The sequence below is a fragment of the Pseudomonas sp. PGPPP4 genome, from assembly GCF_002256045.1.
GTDB classification, from domain to species: Bacteria; Pseudomonadota; Gammaproteobacteria; order Pseudomonadales; family Pseudomonadaceae; genus Chryseomonas; species Chryseomonas oryzihabitans.
This window is the reverse complement of the sequence record NZ_NKID01000002.1, coordinates 64535-79548: the sequence shown is the minus strand read 5'-3', so window position 1 is coordinate 79548 and position 15014 is coordinate 64535. Positions and strand designations below refer to the sequence as shown.

Sequence of the window (15014 nt, the reverse complement as noted above, 5' to 3'; positions counted from 1 at the left end):
GCGAGCCGTCGTTACCCGGGCATCCCGCCCGCTTCGAACAACACCATGGCTTCCACATGGGCGGTCTGCGGGAACATGTCGAGAATGCCCGCTCTTGTCATGCGATAGCCCTGTCGGACCAGCTCTCCCGCGTCCCGCGCCAGGGTGGCCGGATTGCAGGAGACATAGACCAGTCGCCCGATACCCAGGCCGCTGAGCTGGCGGACCACTTCCAGCGCACCGTCGCGCGGCGGATCCAGCAGCGCCAGCGAATGGCTGCCCAGATCGGCGGGTAGCGGGTTCGACAGGTCCACCTGTAGAAAGTGCGCGTTGCCGATGCCGTTGTCACGCGCATTTTGTATTGCCCGGGATGTCATCGCCGCGACCCCTTCGATCCCGGTGACGGCCGCGGCCTGCCGCGCCAGCGGCAAGGCGAAGTTGCCGAGGCCGGAGAAGAGATCGAGGACCCGGTCGTCGGCCTTGGGCGCCAGCCAGTCCAGGGCCTGGGCGACCATGGCTTCGTTGATGGCGGCATTGACCTGGACGAAGTCGCCCGGCTGATAGGCCAGCGTCAGGTCCCAGGGCGCCAGCCGATAGCCCAGCCTGGCATCGGCCTGATCCGGTTGCGGCTCGCCCTTGCCCTGCCACCAGAGCTGGACGCCGGCCGCCGCGCAGAAGTCGCGCAGGCGCGCCTGGTCACCCGGCAGCAGCGCCTGGGTATGGCGCACCAGCACGGCGGTTGCCGTCCCCTGGAAGAGTTCGACGTGCCCGATCGCCTGGGGCCGTTCCAGCCCGCTCAGCAGCTCGGGCAGCGCCCGCAGCAGGGGCTGCAATTCGGGCACCAGTACCAGGCAGTCGTCGGGGGTGACGATGTCCTGGCTGGCCTCGGCGCGAAAGCCCACTTCCAGGCGGCCCTGGCGTTCGTCCCAGCGCACCGCGATGCGGGCGCGACGGCGATAGCCGAATTCGGGTCCGACCATGGGCGCGGTCCAAACCAGCGGCTGCACCCCGGCCAGCCGGCGGAACTGCTCGGCCAGGGCTTCCTGCTTGAGGGTCAGCTGATCGGCGTGGGGCAGGTGCTGCAGGGTGCAACCGCCGCAGCGGTCGGCCACGCTGCAAGGCGGCGTACGCCGCAGCGGACTGGCCTCCAGCACTCTGAGGGTACGGGCCTCGACCACCTGGCTGCGGGCACCGAGCACCCGCGCCTCGACCCGTTCGCCCGGCAGGGCGCCGGCGACGAACCAGGTCCGCCCGCCTTCGCGCGCGATGCCGCGCCCGTCGTGGGACAGCCGCTCGATGCCCAGCAGCTGCCGTTTGCCGGTCGGCACCCCGGTCGCCCGGGCGCCACCGGCCGGCTGGAAGCGCAGTCCGCCACCGCCCCGCTTAGCGCGCGTCATAGACGCCGGTCGACAGGTAGCGATCGCCTCGGTCACAGATGATCGCGACGATCACCGCATTGTCCACTTCCCGGGCGATGCGCAGGGCGCCCGCCACCGAACCGCCGGACGACACGCCGCAGAAGATGCCTTCTTCCCGCGCCAGGCGGCGCATGGTGTCCTCGGCTTCCTGCTGGCCCATGTCGATGATGCGATCCACGCGGCTGGCCTCGTAGATCTTCGGCAGATAGGCCTCCGGCCAGCGACGGATGCCGGGGATGGCCGCGCCCTCCTCCGGCTGCAGACCGACGATCTGCACCTTGGGATTCTGCTCCTTGAGGTAGCGCGAGGTGCCCATGATGGTCCCGGTGGTGCCCATGGAGCTGACGAAATGGGTGATGCTGCCATGGGTCTGGCGCCAGATTTCCGGACCGGTCCCCAGGTAGTGAGCCACCGGATTGTCGCCGTTGCCGAACTGGTCGAGCACCTTGCCGCGGCCTTCGGCCTGCATGCGGGTGGCCAGATCCCGCGCCCCTTCCATGCCGTCTTCCCTGCTCACCAGGATCAGCTCGGCGCCATAGGCGGTCATGGCCGCCTTGCGCTCGGCACTGGAGTTGTCGGGCATGATCAGGATCATGCGGTAGCCCATGATGGCCGCGGCCATGGCCAGGGCGATCCCGGTATTACCGGAGGTGGCCTCGATCAGGGTATCTCCGGGCTGGATGTCGCCGCGGGCCTCGGCCTGGCGGATCATCGACAGCGCCGGGCGGTCCTTGACCGAGCCCGCCGGGTTGTTGCCTTCCAGCTTGAGCAGCACGGTACTGCGGGTGTCGCCGGCCAGGCGCTGCAGGCGCACCAGCGGTGTGTTACCGATGCAATCGGCGATGGTGGGATAGTGCAGACTCATGAATCAGCTCGTTCCGCCAGGGGTGAAAGCCTTCCATGATACTCCCAAAGCCCCGCCGACCCTACCCGTCCGGCGCCTCGCTAGGGTCGGCGCGTGGCGGCACCGTCGCTGGCCACTTCCAGGGCCGCGGGCAGGCTCACCGACAGCACGCCCTCCGGACCCAGGTTCGGCCGTATCTCGGGCGTCACCTGCATCCCCGGCAGCCCGGCCAGACGCTCGGCCAGGCGCTTGGCGGCATCGGGCGCCACCTTGCGGGTCAGGTCCTCGGTACCGGAATACAGCCAGAGCTGCACCGGCCGGGCCCCACCCACGCCCTGGAATTCCTGCGCCCGCTTGAGAATGAAGCCCTGCTGCCAGCCATAGGCGACATCGCTCGCCACATAGCGTTGGAAGGCCTGCGGCTGTCTATAAAGGGTGTCGAGCACGAAGAGGCCGCCGTAGCCGTGGCCCCAGAGGGTCTGGCGATTGGGATCCACCGGCACGCTCTGGGTCAGCAGCGGCTTGATGCGCTGCTCGATCAGGTCGAGAAAGGCCCGCGAGCCCCCCGCCGGCCAGTCCTTGCGCACGTCGTCGCGGGTGCGGCCATTGCTCACCGCCGGGGTGTAGTCGTAGGTGCGCTCCTGCATGGCGTCCGCGGCATCGGCATAACCGATCGCCACCAGCACCGGGGCACTCTTCAGTTTATGGGGCGACAGCCAGACATCCTGGAGTTGCGCCAGGGCGGCATCGCCATCGAGCAGGAACAGCGCGGGATAGCCCATCATCGGCGCCGGCTGCTTGGGAATGCCGATATAGACCCGATAGCGGCGCTTGCCATCCGCCGAGTCGAGCAGGTGCGTCTCGAAGCTGTAGTACATCGACCCCCGCTCTACCAGGGTGGTCTTCTTCGGCTCCTGGGCCTGGGTCGGCGCCAGCCAGCCGGTCCCCAGCAACAGGGCGCCCGCCAGCATCAGACTGCAACTCTTCTTCAAAGGATCTCCTCGAACGCAACCGCACCGGAACGACCGGCAGTCCCTACCAGACCGCCGATGGGGTCAATGGTTGTGCACCGCGGCCAGGGACCGTGGCAGCCTTCGCGGATTTTCTCGAATCAGAGCGCCAGGGGGTGCGACCCCTTTCGCAAAGACTCTCTTTACATTTGGTAAAGGGGTTAGACTGGCCAAATTTCCTCTGGGGGACGTGCAGTGCTGGACGAATTGGGACTCAAGGGGCGCATCCTGCTGTTGAGCGTCCTCCCGACCTGCTGCATGGCGGCCCTGCTGGGGGTCTACTTCAGCTGGGTGCAGCTGTCCGACATGCGCAGCCAGCTCATCGAGCATGGCCAGCTGGTGGCCCAGCAGATGGCGCCGCTCATCGCGCCGGCCATGCGTACCGGCGACAACGACCAGCTCAACCGCATCGCCCAGCGCGCTCTAGACCAGGCCGATGTCCGCGCCATCACCTTCCTGGATGCCGACGGCAACGTCCTCGCCCACGCCGGCCCCTCGATGACGGTTGAGCTCACCGGGCGCGACTACCAGACCATCAGCATGAGATCCGGGCTGGACATCACCCACTTCAACCTGCCGGTGCAGACCCACGACCTGCGCCTGACCCGCAGCGACGGCAGCCCGGCCACCCCCCAGACGCTGGGCTGGATCCAGCTCGAACTCTCCCACCACGCCACCCTGCTGCGCGGCTATCGCAACCTGGTGGCCGGTCTCCTGCTGATCCTGCTCGGCCTGGCCTTCACCGCCTTCATCGCAGTGCGCATGGGTCGGCGCATCAACCGGCCGCTGCAGGTGATCGCCCAGGGTGTCAGCCAGTTGCAGGAAGGTCGCCTGGAGACCCGCCTGCCGACCCAGCTCGGCAGTCCCGAATTCGACGAACTGGCCACCGGCATCAATCGCATGGCCGAAGCCATGGAAAACGCCCAGTTCGAGATGCAGAACAACATCGACCAGGCCACCGAGGACGTGCGCCAGAATCTGGAAACCATCGAGATCCAGAACATAGAGCTGGATCTGGCGCGCAAGGCCGCGCTGGAGGCCAGCCGCATCAAGTCGGAATTCCTGGCCAACATGAGTCACGAGATCCGCACCCCGCTCAACGGCATCATCGGCTTCACCAACCTGATGCAGAAGAGCGAACTGACCCCGCGCCAGCAGGATTACCTGAGCACCATCCAGAATTCCGCCGAGAGCCTGCTGGGCATCATCAACGAGATTCTCGATTTCTCGAAGATCGAAGCCGGCAAGCTGGTGCTGGAGAATCTGCCGTTCAACCTGCGCGACATGATCCAGGACACCCTGACCATCCTGGCGCCCTCGGCCCACGAAAAGCACCTGGAACTGGTCTGCCTGGTCTATCGCGACACCCCGACCCACCTGGTCGGCGATCCGCAGCGCCTGCGCCAGGTGCTCACCAACCTGGTGAGCAACGCCATCAAGTTCACCCACTCCGGCACCATCGCCGTGCGTGCCATGGTCGAGGAAGAGACCGACGACCACGCCCAGCTGCGCATCAGTGTCCAGGACACCGGCGTCGGCCTCACCGACGAAGACCGCCAGATGCTGTTCCAGGCCTTCTCCCAGGCCGACAATTCCCTGACCCGCCAGGCCGGCGGCACCGGCCTCGGCCTGGTCATCTCCAAGCGCCTGATCGAGCAGATGGGCGGCGAGATCGGCCTGGAGAGCATTCCCGGCGAGGGCTCTGAATTCTGGATCACCCTCAACCTGCCCAAAGCCCATGGCAGCGTCGAGAGCCACAAGCGCATTGCCCTGGCCGGTCGCCGCGTCGGCCTGGTGGAGCCCCACCCCCTCACTCGCCAGGCGCTGCAGCACCAGCTGGAAGAATGTGGCCTGAGCGTGGAGCCGTTCGAGACCCTCGAGCAGCTCAGCGAAGCCGTCGCCCATCCGGCCTCCGGCAAGTTGCCGGTCAGTCTGGCGGTACTCGGCGTCAGCGCCCGCAGCATCCCGCCGGATCTGCTCACCGAGCGCATCTGGGAACTGGGCCGCCAGGACTGCAATACCCTGGTCTATTGCCCGACCACCGACCAGGCGGTCTTCCATGCCTCGCTGCCCGATGTCCATTGCCAGCTGCATTCCAAGCCGGCCTGCAGTCGCAAGCTGGAGCAGGCGGTGGCGGAATTGCTCAACCAGCGGCCGCAGCGCAACGAGAGCGGTGGCCTGGGCATTACCGACCGCCCGCCGCGACTGCTCTGCGTGGACGACAATCCGGCCAACCTGCTGCTGGTGGAGACCCTGCTGACCGACCTGGGCGCCCAGGTCACGGCGGTGGAAAGCGGCTATGCCGCGGTGGAAGCCGTCCAGCAGGAACGCTTCGACCTGGTGTTCATGGACGTGCAGATGCCCGGCATGGACGGACGCCAGGCCACCGAGGCGATCCGCGACTGGGAAGCCAGCGAGGGCGGCACCCCGGTGCCCATCGTCGCCCTCACCGCCCACGCCATGGCCAACGAGAAACGCGCGCTGCTGCAGAGCGGCATGGACGACTACCTCACCAAGCCCATCAGCGATCGGCAACTGGCCCAGGTCATCCTCAAGTGGACCGGCCTGCGCCTGCTGCACAGCTCGGCGCCCGAGGTCACCAGCCTCAACAGCGGCGGCCAGGACATCTCCACCCTGCCGGTGATGGATGCCGACGAAGGCCTGCGGCTGGCCGCCAACAAGCCGGATCTGGCCAAGGATCTCCTGAGCATGCTGCTCGCCTCCCTGGCCGCGGATCGCCAGGCCATCCGCCTGGCCCGCGAAGACGGCGATCGGATCGCCCTCATCGAGCGTGTCCACCGCCTGCATGGTGCCACCCGCTATTGCGGCGTACCCCAGCTGCGCGCGGCCTGCCAGCACAGCGAAACCCTGCTCAAGCAGGGCGCTCCCACCTCCAGCCCGGCGCTGGAAGAACTGGACGCGGCTATCGTCAACCTGTCGACCCAGGCCAAGAGCCCGCTCTAGCGGGCTAGTCTTCGAACAGCCTCAGCTGCAGCGCCGCCTCGCGCAGATCGGTCAGGCGCACGCCCACGCCCAGCAGCCGTACCGGTCGATTGCCCCGGCGGTAGGCCTGCTCCAGCAGGCGCCGATAACTGTCGAGATCGCGACCGGCGCCCTGCTGCTCCAGGGTGGTCTGGGTGAAGTCGTGGAACTTGACCTTGATGAAGGGCCGCTCCGGGCGATAGCGGTCCGCCAGGCGTGTCAGCCGCTCTTCGAGTTTGGCCAGCAAGTCGGGCAATTCCTGCGCACAGGCGGCGGCGTCGGGCAGGTCGCGGTCATAGGTGCGTTCCACGCTGGCCGACTGCCGCTGGCTGTCCACCTTGACCTGGCGCTCGTCGATGCCATGGGCCAGCGACCAGAGGCGCTCGCCGAAGCTGCCGAATTCGCGCAGCAGATCGAAGCGCGACCAGGTCTGCAGATCGCTGCAGAGGACGATGCCGCGACGCTTGAGCTTGTCGGCGGTGACCTTGCCGACGCCGTGCAGCTTGGCCACCGGCAGCGCGGCGACGAAGTCGGCCACCTCGTGAGGAGCGATGACGAACAGCCCGTTGGGCTTTTTCCAGTCGCTGGCGATCTTGGCGAGAAACTTGTTGGGCGCGACCCCGGCGGACACCGTGATGTTGAGCTCCTGCCACACCCGACGGCGGATATCGCGGGCGATCAGGGTAGCGCTGCCGTTGAACAGCTCGCACTGGGTGACATCCAGGTAGGCTTCGTCGAGGGACAGCGGCTCGATCAGCTCGGTGTAGTCCTGGAAGATCCCGTGGATCTGCCGCGACACCTCCTTGTAGACCTCGAAGCGCGGCTTGACGAACACCAGGTCGGGACAGAGTTTCTGCGCCTGATGGGAGGACATGGCCGAACGCACCCCGAAGGCCCGGGCTTCGTAGTTGCAGGTGGCGACCACCCCGCGCCGATCGGGGGTCCCGCCTACCGCCAGCGGCTTGCCGCCCAGGCGCGGATCGTCACGCATCTCGATGGACGCATAGAAGCAGTCACAGTCGACATGGATGATCTTGCGCTGGCGCTTGGGTGGGAGCTGGGCGGGAGAATTGTCCGGAGCCATGGGAGCAGATGCCGGGCCGGGCATGACGGCTGATTATCCGCACAGTAAGCCAAGACCGCCCGGATTTGTCCATGGCGAACGACGAATCACCCGTCAACCGACGTCTTGCAGCAGGCGTTGCCGGTGCACGACCTCTTCGCGCAGCTCATCGACCACCGCCTTGAGATCGTGGGCGTGGTGCAGCTGATCGTAATAAAGGTGGCGTTCGGCGATCACGCCGTCGGGTGTGGTGATCATCAATCGTGCGAAATGCTCGCTGCGCTCGAAGAACTCGATGCGACCCAGGCCCTGGAGATGGTGGAGCAAGGTTTCCAGCAGGAGATTCATGGCGGCCCCTTGGACTTTCCTGGTCAAACGGTCCGGTCGCGCTGCCCATCGTCGAAAGGTGCACTCTCGTCGCCGGCGATGGCGGTCCGATCTTCTATATGGCCGGAGCGAACATGGCGGGACGTGGTGTCCAGCAATTCCTGCGCAGCGGCGCGGAGCGTCTGCATGTCGTCGACGAGCAATTCGACTTTCTCCACGACCTGAAGTGCCATCTCCGACGCGCCTTTGGCACTGCTGCCGGTCAGCGCCAGGGAAAGATTGCACAACTGGGCGACCAGTGTCGCTATATCGTGATCCATCACGCGCATGATGCGCTGATCCAGACAACTCGAATCCTGGGAAGGCTGCATGAGGTTCTCCATAACACTCATCGAGGATAGCACATGGCCACCACCCGCCTTAGCCGCTTAGCGGCGATTTGCTATCACCTTCTCACTTGATCGAAGAGGCACTCTCATCGGGTTTCCGGACTCTTTGCCGCCAGGACAGGTCGACTGAGGACGTACCTCTAGGAGAACCCTCATGAAACGCCCTCTACTCCTGTCCTCCGCCCTGCTCCTCAGCCTCATGCTGGGCGGCTGCTTCGATCGCGACCAGTCGGATCAACAGAATCGCTCGAGCGGTGAAAAGGCATCCGTGCAGATGCAGAAAAGCGACGGCGACAAGTAGGCCCGCCCCTGCTTGGTAAATAAGCCTTTGATCGCTATTAAATTTTTCTTGACGAATTTTTTCTTGGCCCTATACTGAGCCCCATCGGACGCGGGATGGAGCAGTCTGGTAGCTCGTCGGGCTCATAACCCGAAGGTCGTTGGTTCAAATCCAGCTCCCGCAACCAAATTCGAAAAAACCACTCTCTTGAGTGGTTTTTTTTTGCGCTGAATTTGACCCAGGTCAGATCCAAGCGGTGCGAACTTGGCAGCTGCAAGAGCTACAAAGGTTGGTATAGAGCTTTTTTATCTGTACAAGGCTTGGCAAACCGCGCGCGACCAGTAATCTGACGCGCGTTCCTGTCTAGAGGAGTTTGCATGACTGCACCTGATCCAGCCAAAGAGGTCTCCTCGAAGCCGGCATCCCCTGCGGACCACCCCGTAGCGCCCCCTCAAGCGCTACCCTGGCGCCTTCTGGAGCGGTTGACGGCCTATCGACAACCCATCGAACTGGGCGTCACCCTGGTACTGTTCGCCGCCGCCTTGGTGGTCTGCTGGCACCTGCTCAGCAGCATCGATGGCGAAGCCCTTCACGATGCCCTCCACGATATCCCCCATTCCTCGCTGATCGGCGCCCTCATCGCCGCGGCCGCCGGTTTCACCATCCTGCTCGGTTACGAGTGGTCGGCCATGCGCTTCGCCGACGTCAAGTTGCCGGCCCGAACCTGGACCATGGGTGGTCTTACCGCCTTCGCCATCGGCAACGCGATCGGCCTGTCCATGCTGTCCGGCGGCTCGGTGCGCTATCGCCTCTATGCCCGTCAGGGGCTCAGTGCCCTGGAAGTGGCGCAGATGACGGTATTCTCCAGTCTGGCGCTGGGCACCGCCCTGCCGCCGCTGGCCGCCATCGCCGCCCTGACCAACCTGCCGGCCTCCACCCAGGCCTTGCGCGTGCCGGAAGCTGTCATCGTCACGGTGGCTGCCCTGATCCTGATCGGCTATGCCGTGGGCATCCTGGCGCTGCGCCGCTGGCGCGCGCCCGAGCAGCCCTGCGCCCATGCCCTGCACTTCCGCATCGGCAAGCGCGCCCTGCGCCTGCCGACCCTGCGGCTGTCCGTGCTGCAGCTGGTGATCACCATCCTCGACGTGACCGCCGCCTCGATGGTGCTCTATCTGCTGCTGCCCACGGCGCCGCCCTTCGGTGCCTTCCTGCTGGTCTACCTGCTGGCCCTGGCCGCCGGGGTGCTCAGTCATGTTCCGGGCGGTGTCGGCGTGTTCGAAGCGGTACTGCTGGCCGCCTTCGCCAATGAACTGGGCGCCGCGCAGCTGGCCGCGGCGCTGGTGGTCTACCGCCTCTTCTATGTGCTGCTGCCGTTCGTGATCGCCTGCCTGGTGCTGCTGTTCAGCGAAGGCCGGCGCCTGCTGTCGAACAGTCCGGCCGTACGGGTCGCCTCCGGCCTGGCCGCACCCATCCTCGCCATCCTGGTTTTTTTTTCTGGGGTGGTGCTGCTTTTTTCTGGGGTCACCCCTGAAATAGACACCCGCCTGGAGGGCATGGACTTCCTGCTCCCCCAGCGGCTGATCGATGCCTCCCACCTGGGCGCGAGCCTGATCGGCGTCGTTTGTCTATTGCTGGCGCAGGGATTGCGTCGGCGCCTCTCCGCGGCTTGGGCGGTGACCTTGGTCTTGCTGCTGTTGGGCTGCCTGCTGTCCCTGTTGAAAGGTTTCGACTGGGAGGAAGCCTCCATTCTGGCGATGACGGCCGCGCTGCTCGCCATCTTCCGTAAATCCTTCTATCGCCGCAGCCGGCTGATGGAACAGCCCTTCTCGCCGCTGTACGTGACCGCCAGCATCTGCGTGGTCGCGGCCTCGGTATGGTTGCTGCTGTTCGCCTATCAGGACGTGCCCTACGACACCCGCCTCTGGTGGCAATTCGCGCTGGACGCCGATGCCCCGCGCGGCCTGCGTGCCGCCCTGGGCAGCTCCGTCCTACTGCTGATCATCGCCCTGGGCTGGCTGCTGCGCGCCGCGCCGCCGCCCATCGAAGCGCCCACCGGCGCCGAGCTCGAGCGCGCCTTCGGCATCGTGCGCAAGTCCAGCCAGCCGGATGGCGGCCTGGTGATGACCGGCGACAAGGCCCTGCTCTTCCACGAAACCGACGATGCCTTCCTGATGTACGGACGCCGCGGCCGCAGCCTGATCGCCCTCTTCGATCCCATCGGCCGCTCCCAGCCCCGCGCCGAGCTGATCTGGAAATTCCGCGACCTCTGCGACCTGCACCATGCACGCCCGGTGTTCTACCAGGTACGGGCGGAGAACCTGCCCTTCTACATGGACATCGGCCTCACCGCGCTCAAGCTCGGCGAAGAGGCGCGGGTCGACCTGCATGCCTTCGATCTCGACAGCAAGGGCAAGAAGGACCTCAGATACACCTGGAATCGTGGTCAGCGCGATGGCCTCGCCATCGAATTCCACGCCCCGGGCGAGGCGCCCCTGGCCGAGCTCAAGGCCATCTCCGACGTCTGGCTGGAAAGCAAGCAGGTGCGCGAGAAGGGCTTTTCCCTGGGTCGCTTCGATCCGACCTATCTCAAGCACTTCCGCATCGCCGTGGTGCGCTTCCAGGGCAAGGCGGTGGCCTTCGCCAACCTCCTGGAGACCGAACGCCCGGATCTGGCCAGCATCGACCTGATGCGGGTCACCGCGGATGCGCCCAAGCAGACCATGGAATTCCTCATGCTCGGGCTGATCCTGCACTTCAAGGCCGCCGGCTTCGCGCGCTTCTCGCTGGGCATGGTTCCGCTGGCCGGCCTGCATCCCCGCCGTGGCGCCCCCATCACCCAGCGCCTGGGCGCCATGGTGTTCAGACGCGGCGAACAGTTCTATAACTTCCAGGGGTTGCGCCGCTTCAAGGACAAGTTCGATCCGGAATGGGAACCGCGCTACATGGCGGTCCCCGCCGGCCTGGATCCCCTGGTCGCCTTCGCCGATACCGCCGCCCTAATCGCCGGGGGTTATACCGGCCTGGTCAAACGTTGAGACTCCTATGCTGAAACGTGCACTCGCAGTACTGCTCGTCATCCTGCTGATCGCGGGGGGCCTCGGCTGGTGGTGGCTCCATCGCTGGCCCTCGGCGCCCCAGGTCAAGGTCATGGCGCAGCCGGACGGCCGCCTGCTGACCATGGCCGCGCCCAAGGGCGAGCCGCACGCTCGCGTGGTGCTGGCCACACCTGCGGATCTGCAGCTGGCGGACGCCGATCTGCTGGGGCTGGCGACCAACACCGGCGCCGAGATCGTCCAATACGAGGTCCAGATCTCCAACAACTGCCAGGCGCAGAACGACGACTTCGCCGCCGCCGCCAAGCAACTGAGCGGCGCGCCGACCTTTGTCGGCGGCATCGGCCCGGGCGCCGCCCGCGCCTGGCGCTGGTTGGCCACCCAGGACAACGCCAAGGCCGCCGCCCTGAGTGTCGGCTTCAACCTGGAAACCCTGGATTGCCCGGACGCCCTGCCCGCCAAGGCGGCAGCCGGCCAGTGGCACATCGCCTGGAACGATCATCCGACCGATGATTCGGCGATCTTCGTGCGTCAGCAGAGCAATGCCGACCTGACCATCGCCGACTACGGCACCGCCCTGCCGGTGGTGCTGCGCACCCAGCTGAAGAACCGCCTGCTAGGTCAGCACAACGATATCCCGACCATCGAGATGCCGGCCGATCCTGACGTCAAGCCCGGCCATCCCGACGTGGTGACCATCTTCTACTCCGGTGACGGCGGCTGGCGCGACATCGACCGGCTCTCCGCCCAGGCCATGAACGAAGCAGGCTATCCGGTGGTGGGTGTGGATGCGCTGCGCTACTTCTGGCAGCACAAGAGTCCGGAACAGGTGGCCGCCGACCTGGCCAACCTGATGCAGGAATACCGTGAGAAGTGGAACGCCAAGCACTTCGTGCTGGCCGGTTACTCCTTTGGCGCCGACATCCTGCCGGCAGTCTACAACCGCCTGCCGAAGGCGGATCAGGACCAGGTGACCTCGCTGCTGCTGCTGGCCTTCAGCCGCAAGAGCAACTTCGAGATCGCCGTGGAAGGCTGGCTGGGCAAGCCGGGTGACGAAGCCGACACCCTGCCGGAAACCAGCAAGATCCCCGCCGCCAAGCTGTTCTGCGTCTATGGCGAGGAAGAAAAGGACGACAGCGGTTGCACCCAGCCAGGCCAGCCGGGCGAGAAGCTGGGCCGCCCGGGCGGTCATCACTTCGACGAGAACTACGACAAGCTGGCCGACTTCATGGTCAAGGCCATCGAGGCCCGTACGCCGCAATAGCCACCAGATAGACCGGGCTTGAAGCCTGTTCAAAGTCTAGCGAGCTAGAGCTAAGCAAGGCCTAGGCGGCCCCGCGAAGCTATTTTCAACGCCGCCTAGCCGACGCGCAGCAGACTTTGGACTGGCTTGGGGCCCGGACGAACGGCCGGAACAAGGGGATGGTCTCCCGCGGTCTATGGCTGCAACAGCCACGGAGACCCCCGACATGAGCACACCGCTTTCCGCCGATGCCGCCAGCAAGATCCTGGTGGATGCCTTCCAACCCCTTGGCTGCGTGGTGTCGTCCGGTGCGGATGGCCATGACCTGGCCCTGGGCGTGGTGGATGCCCAGGGTAAGACGCTCTATACCGAAGAACAGCTCGGCGAGGCGGACTACGCCGATCCCCTGCGCCTGGCCGGCTACATCGGCACGGTACGCAGCGAGCTGGAGAGCCGCGGCCAGACCCTCGACAGCTGGCAGATGCCCTTCATCACCGATCCCGACGCCCTCCCCCCACCAGTCTTCAACTAGGCAAAGAAAAGGCCCCTGCTGGGGCCTTTGTGCTTTTCGCGCTCGGCTAGATCTCGACTTGGGTACCCAGTTCGATCACCCGGTTCACCGGCAGCTTGAAGAATCTCAGGTTGCCGTTGGCGTTCTTCATCAGGAAGACGAAGAGATTCTCACGCCAGGGCGCCATGCCCAGGCGCTTGGAGGCGATGACCGTCTCCCGGCTGAGGAAGTAGGTGGTACGCATCGGCGTGAAGTCCAGTCCCGGATAGGGGCAATGGCTGAGCGCCAGGGGAATGTCCGGTTCGTCCATGAAGCCGTAGTGCAGCACCACCCGATAGAAGCCGTCACCGAAGTCCTCGACCTCCATGCGCTCGCCGCGCGACACCCGCGGACGGTCCTCGTAGCGCACCGTGAGCAGCACCACCTGCTCGTGCAGCACCTGGTTGTGCAGCAGGTTGTGCAGCATGGCGTGGGGGACCACGTCGGTACGGGCGGTCAAGAACACCGCGGTGCCCTTGGCACGGAACGGCGGTTGGGCGCGGATGCTGCTGATGAAGATCGGCAGCGGCAGCGCGCCGTCGTCCAGGCGCTCCACCACCAGTTGCCGGCCCCGCTTCCAGGTGGTCAGCAGGATGAAGATGACGATACCGGCGATCACCGGGAAGGAGCCGCCGGAAAAGATCTTTGGCGCATTAGCGGAGAAGTACAGCACGTCCACCAGCAGGAAGCCGATCAGCAGCGGCACCATGATCCAGCGTGGCCATTTCCACAGCAGCAGGATCACCGCCGACACCAGGCAACTGGTGATCAGCATGGTGCCGGTCACCGCCACACCGTAGGCTTCGGCCAGGTTGGCCGAGGACTGGAAGGTCAGAATCAGGAAGATCACCCCCAGCATCAGCGCCCAGTTCATCAGCGGAATGTAGATCTGCCCCTGCTCCTGGCTGGAGGTGTGCTGGATCTGCATGCGCGGGATGTAGCCCAGCTGGATGGCCTGGCGGGTCATGGAGAAGGCGCCGGTGATCACCGCCTGGGAGGCGATGACGGTGGCCAGGGTGGCCAGGCCGATCATCGGCAGCAGCAGCCATTCCGGCGCCAGCAGATAGAAGGGATTGCGCACCGCCGCGGGATCGGCGAGCAACAGCGCGCCCTGACCGAAGTAGTTGAGCACCAGCCCCGGCAGCACCAGCAGCAGCCAGGCCCGGGCGATGGGCTTGCGGCCGAAGTGCCCCATGTCGGCGTAGAGCGCCTCGGCGCCGGTCAGCGCCAGCACGGCCGCGCCCAGCACGATGAAGCCCTTCACCGGGTTATCGGCGAAGAATTGCACCGCCCAGTAGGGATTGAAGGCCTTGAGTACCTCGGGCTGCTGGACGATGCCATAGACACCCAGGGCGCCCAGGGTGGTGAACCAGAGCACCATCACCGGCCCGAAGAACTTGCCGATGGTGGCGGTACCGCGCTTCTGGATGGCGAAGATGCCGACCAGGATCACCAGGGCGATGGGCACCACCCAGGCTTCCAGGCCATCGAAGGCCAGTTCCAGGCCCTCCACCGCCGACAGCACCGAGACCGCCGGGGTGATCATGCTGTCGCCATAGAAGAGCGCGGCGCCGAACAGCCCCAGCAGCACCAGGGTGGTGGCCAGGCGCGGCGAGCCCTGGGCGGCACGCCGGGCCAGGGCGGTGAGCGCCATGATGCCGCCCTCGCCCTGGTTGTCGGCACGCATGACGAAGGTGATGTATTTAAGGGTGACCACCCAGATGAGCGACCAGAAGATCAGCGACAGGATGCCGAGCACACTGTCGTGATTCAGCGGCAAGCCGTAGTGCGGCGAAAAGACTTCCTTGAGGGTATAGAGAGGACTGGTGCCGATGTCGCCGTATACCACACCGGTGGCGAGCACGATCATTCCCAA

General features: G+C 65.7%; 12 protein-coding genes and 1 tRNA gene. 6 read left to right on the top strand and 7 right to left on the bottom strand.

The window, feature by feature from the left end:
* Positions 1 to 11: 11 nt before the first annotated feature.
* The 3 genes from rlmD to CFE50_RS03220 all read right to left on the bottom strand — a co-directional run bounded on the left by rlmD (position 12) and on the right by CFE50_RS03220 (position 3233).
* The gene (gene rlmD / locus CFE50_RS03230; RefSeq protein WP_286731140.1) at positions 12 to 1376 is read right to left on the bottom strand and encodes a 23S rRNA (uracil(1939)-C(5))-methyltransferase RlmD; all 1365 of its coding nucleotides are present in this window, start codon (positions 1374 to 1376) and stop codon (positions 12 to 14) included.
* A complete protein-coding gene (gene cysM / locus CFE50_RS03225; RefSeq protein ID WP_007158967.1) occupies positions 1363 to 2262 on the bottom strand; it encodes a cysteine synthase CysM in 900 nt (299 codons plus the stop codon). The genes rlmD and cysM overlap by 14 nt, the downstream gene beginning before the upstream one ends.
* 80 nt (positions 2263 to 2342) lie before the next feature.
* Positions 2343 to 3233 (bottom strand): alpha/beta hydrolase, encoded by an 891-nt coding sequence (locus CFE50_RS03220; protein ID WP_286731139.1) that lies wholly within the window; start codon positions 3231 to 3233, stop codon positions 2343 to 2345.
* 213 nt (positions 3234 to 3446) lie between these two features.
* Between CFE50_RS03220 and CFE50_RS03215 the strand changes: the two genes are divergently transcribed.
* Positions 3447 to 6215: a response regulator gene (locus CFE50_RS03215; RefSeq protein ID WP_286731137.1), complete on the top strand. Its 2769-nt coding sequence runs from the start codon at positions 3447 to 3449 to the stop codon at positions 6213 to 6215.
* A gap of 4 nt (positions 6216 to 6219) precedes the next feature.
* Here the strand turns inward: CFE50_RS03215 and dinB are convergent, their stop codons facing one another.
* The 3 genes from dinB to CFE50_RS03200 form a co-directional block, all read right to left on the bottom strand.
* Positions 6220 to 7317 (bottom strand): DNA polymerase IV, encoded by a 1098-nt coding sequence (gene dinB, locus CFE50_RS03210; RefSeq protein ID WP_058791578.1) that lies wholly within the window; start codon positions 7315 to 7317, stop codon positions 6220 to 6222.
* A 93-nt stretch (positions 7318 to 7410) separates the two neighbouring features.
* On the bottom strand, positions 7411 to 7644 hold the full coding sequence (locus CFE50_RS03205; protein WP_007158971.1) for a hypothetical protein: 234 nt from the start codon (positions 7642 to 7644) through the stop codon (positions 7411 to 7413).
* A gap of 23 nt (positions 7645 to 7667) precedes the next feature.
* Positions 7668 to 7994: a hypothetical protein gene (locus tag CFE50_RS03200; RefSeq protein ID WP_027599856.1), complete on the bottom strand. Its 327-nt coding sequence runs from the start codon at positions 7992 to 7994 to the stop codon at positions 7668 to 7670.
* Positions 7995 to 8166: 172 nt separating this feature from the next.
* On the opposite strand from CFE50_RS03200, the gene CFE50_RS03195 reads away from it, so the two are divergent.
* From CFE50_RS03195 to CFE50_RS03175, 5 genes are all read left to right on the top strand, one after another.
* Positions 8167 to 8313 carry a hypothetical protein gene (locus CFE50_RS03195; RefSeq protein ID WP_165904647.1) on the top strand — a complete coding sequence of 49 codons (147 nt, stop codon included), beginning with the start codon at positions 8167 to 8169 and terminating at the stop codon, positions 8311 to 8313.
* Positions 8314 to 8402: 89 nt separating this feature from the next.
* Positions 8403 to 8479, top strand: a tRNA-Met gene (locus CFE50_RS03190).
* A 190-nt stretch (positions 8480 to 8669) separates the two neighbouring features.
* Positions 8670 to 11327, top strand: a complete 2658-nt coding sequence (gene mprF, locus CFE50_RS03185; RefSeq protein ID WP_286731132.1) for a bifunctional lysylphosphatidylglycerol flippase/synthetase MprF — start codon at positions 8670 to 8672, stop codon at positions 11325 to 11327.
* A gap of 7 nt (positions 11328 to 11334) precedes the next feature.
* Positions 11335 to 12609: a virulence factor family protein gene (locus tag CFE50_RS03180; protein ID WP_286731131.1), complete on the top strand. Its 1275-nt coding sequence runs from the start codon at positions 11335 to 11337 to the stop codon at positions 12607 to 12609.
* A 205-nt stretch (positions 12610 to 12814) separates the two neighbouring features.
* Positions 12815 to 13120, top strand: coding sequence for a hypothetical protein (locus tag CFE50_RS03175; protein ID WP_027599859.1), 306 nt, complete (start codon positions 12815 to 12817; stop codon positions 13118 to 13120).
* A 46-nt stretch (positions 13121 to 13166) separates the two neighbouring features.
* On the opposite strand, the gene CFE50_RS03170 is transcribed toward CFE50_RS03175, so the two are convergent.
* Complete coding sequence (locus CFE50_RS03170; RefSeq protein WP_007158976.1) at positions 13167 to 15008, bottom strand: potassium transporter Kup; 1842 nt, start codon at positions 15006 to 15008, stop codon at positions 13167 to 13169.
* Positions 15009 to 15014: the final 6 nt, after the last annotated feature.

Bases quoted from the DNA above. Each gene is read 5' to 3' on its own strand.
- rlmD (WP_286731140.1), bottom strand. From the start codon at position 1,376: ATGACGCGCGCTAAGCGGGGCGGTGGCGGACTGCGCTTCCAGCCGGCC.
- cysM (WP_007158967.1), bottom strand. From the start codon at position 2,262: ATGAGTCTGCACTATCCCACCATCGCCGATTGCATCGGTAACACACCG.
- dinB (WP_058791578.1), bottom strand. From the start codon at position 7,317: ATGGCTCCGGACAATTCTCCCGCCCAGCTCCCACCCAAGCGCCAGCGC.
- CFE50_RS03205 (WP_007158971.1), bottom strand. From the start codon at position 7,644: ATGAATCTCCTGCTGGAAACCTTGCTCCACCATCTCCAGGGCCTGGGT.
- CFE50_RS03200 (WP_027599856.1), bottom strand. From the start codon at position 7,994: ATGCAGCCTTCCCAGGATTCGAGTTGTCTGGATCAGCGCATCATGCGC.
- CFE50_RS03195 (WP_165904647.1), top strand. From the start codon at position 8,167: ATGAAACGCCCTCTACTCCTGTCCTCCGCCCTGCTCCTCAGCCTCATG.
- mprF (WP_286731132.1), top strand. From the start codon at position 8,670: ATGACTGCACCTGATCCAGCCAAAGAGGTCTCCTCGAAGCCGGCATCC.
- CFE50_RS03180 (WP_286731131.1), top strand. From the start codon at position 11,335: ATGCTGAAACGTGCACTCGCAGTACTGCTCGTCATCCTGCTGATCGCG.
- CFE50_RS03175 (WP_027599859.1), top strand. From the start codon at position 12,815: ATGAGCACACCGCTTTCCGCCGATGCCGCCAGCAAGATCCTGGTGGAT.
- CFE50_RS03170 (WP_007158976.1), bottom strand. From the start codon at position 15,008: ATGATCGTGCTCGCCACCGGTGTGGTATACGGCGACATCGGCACCAGT.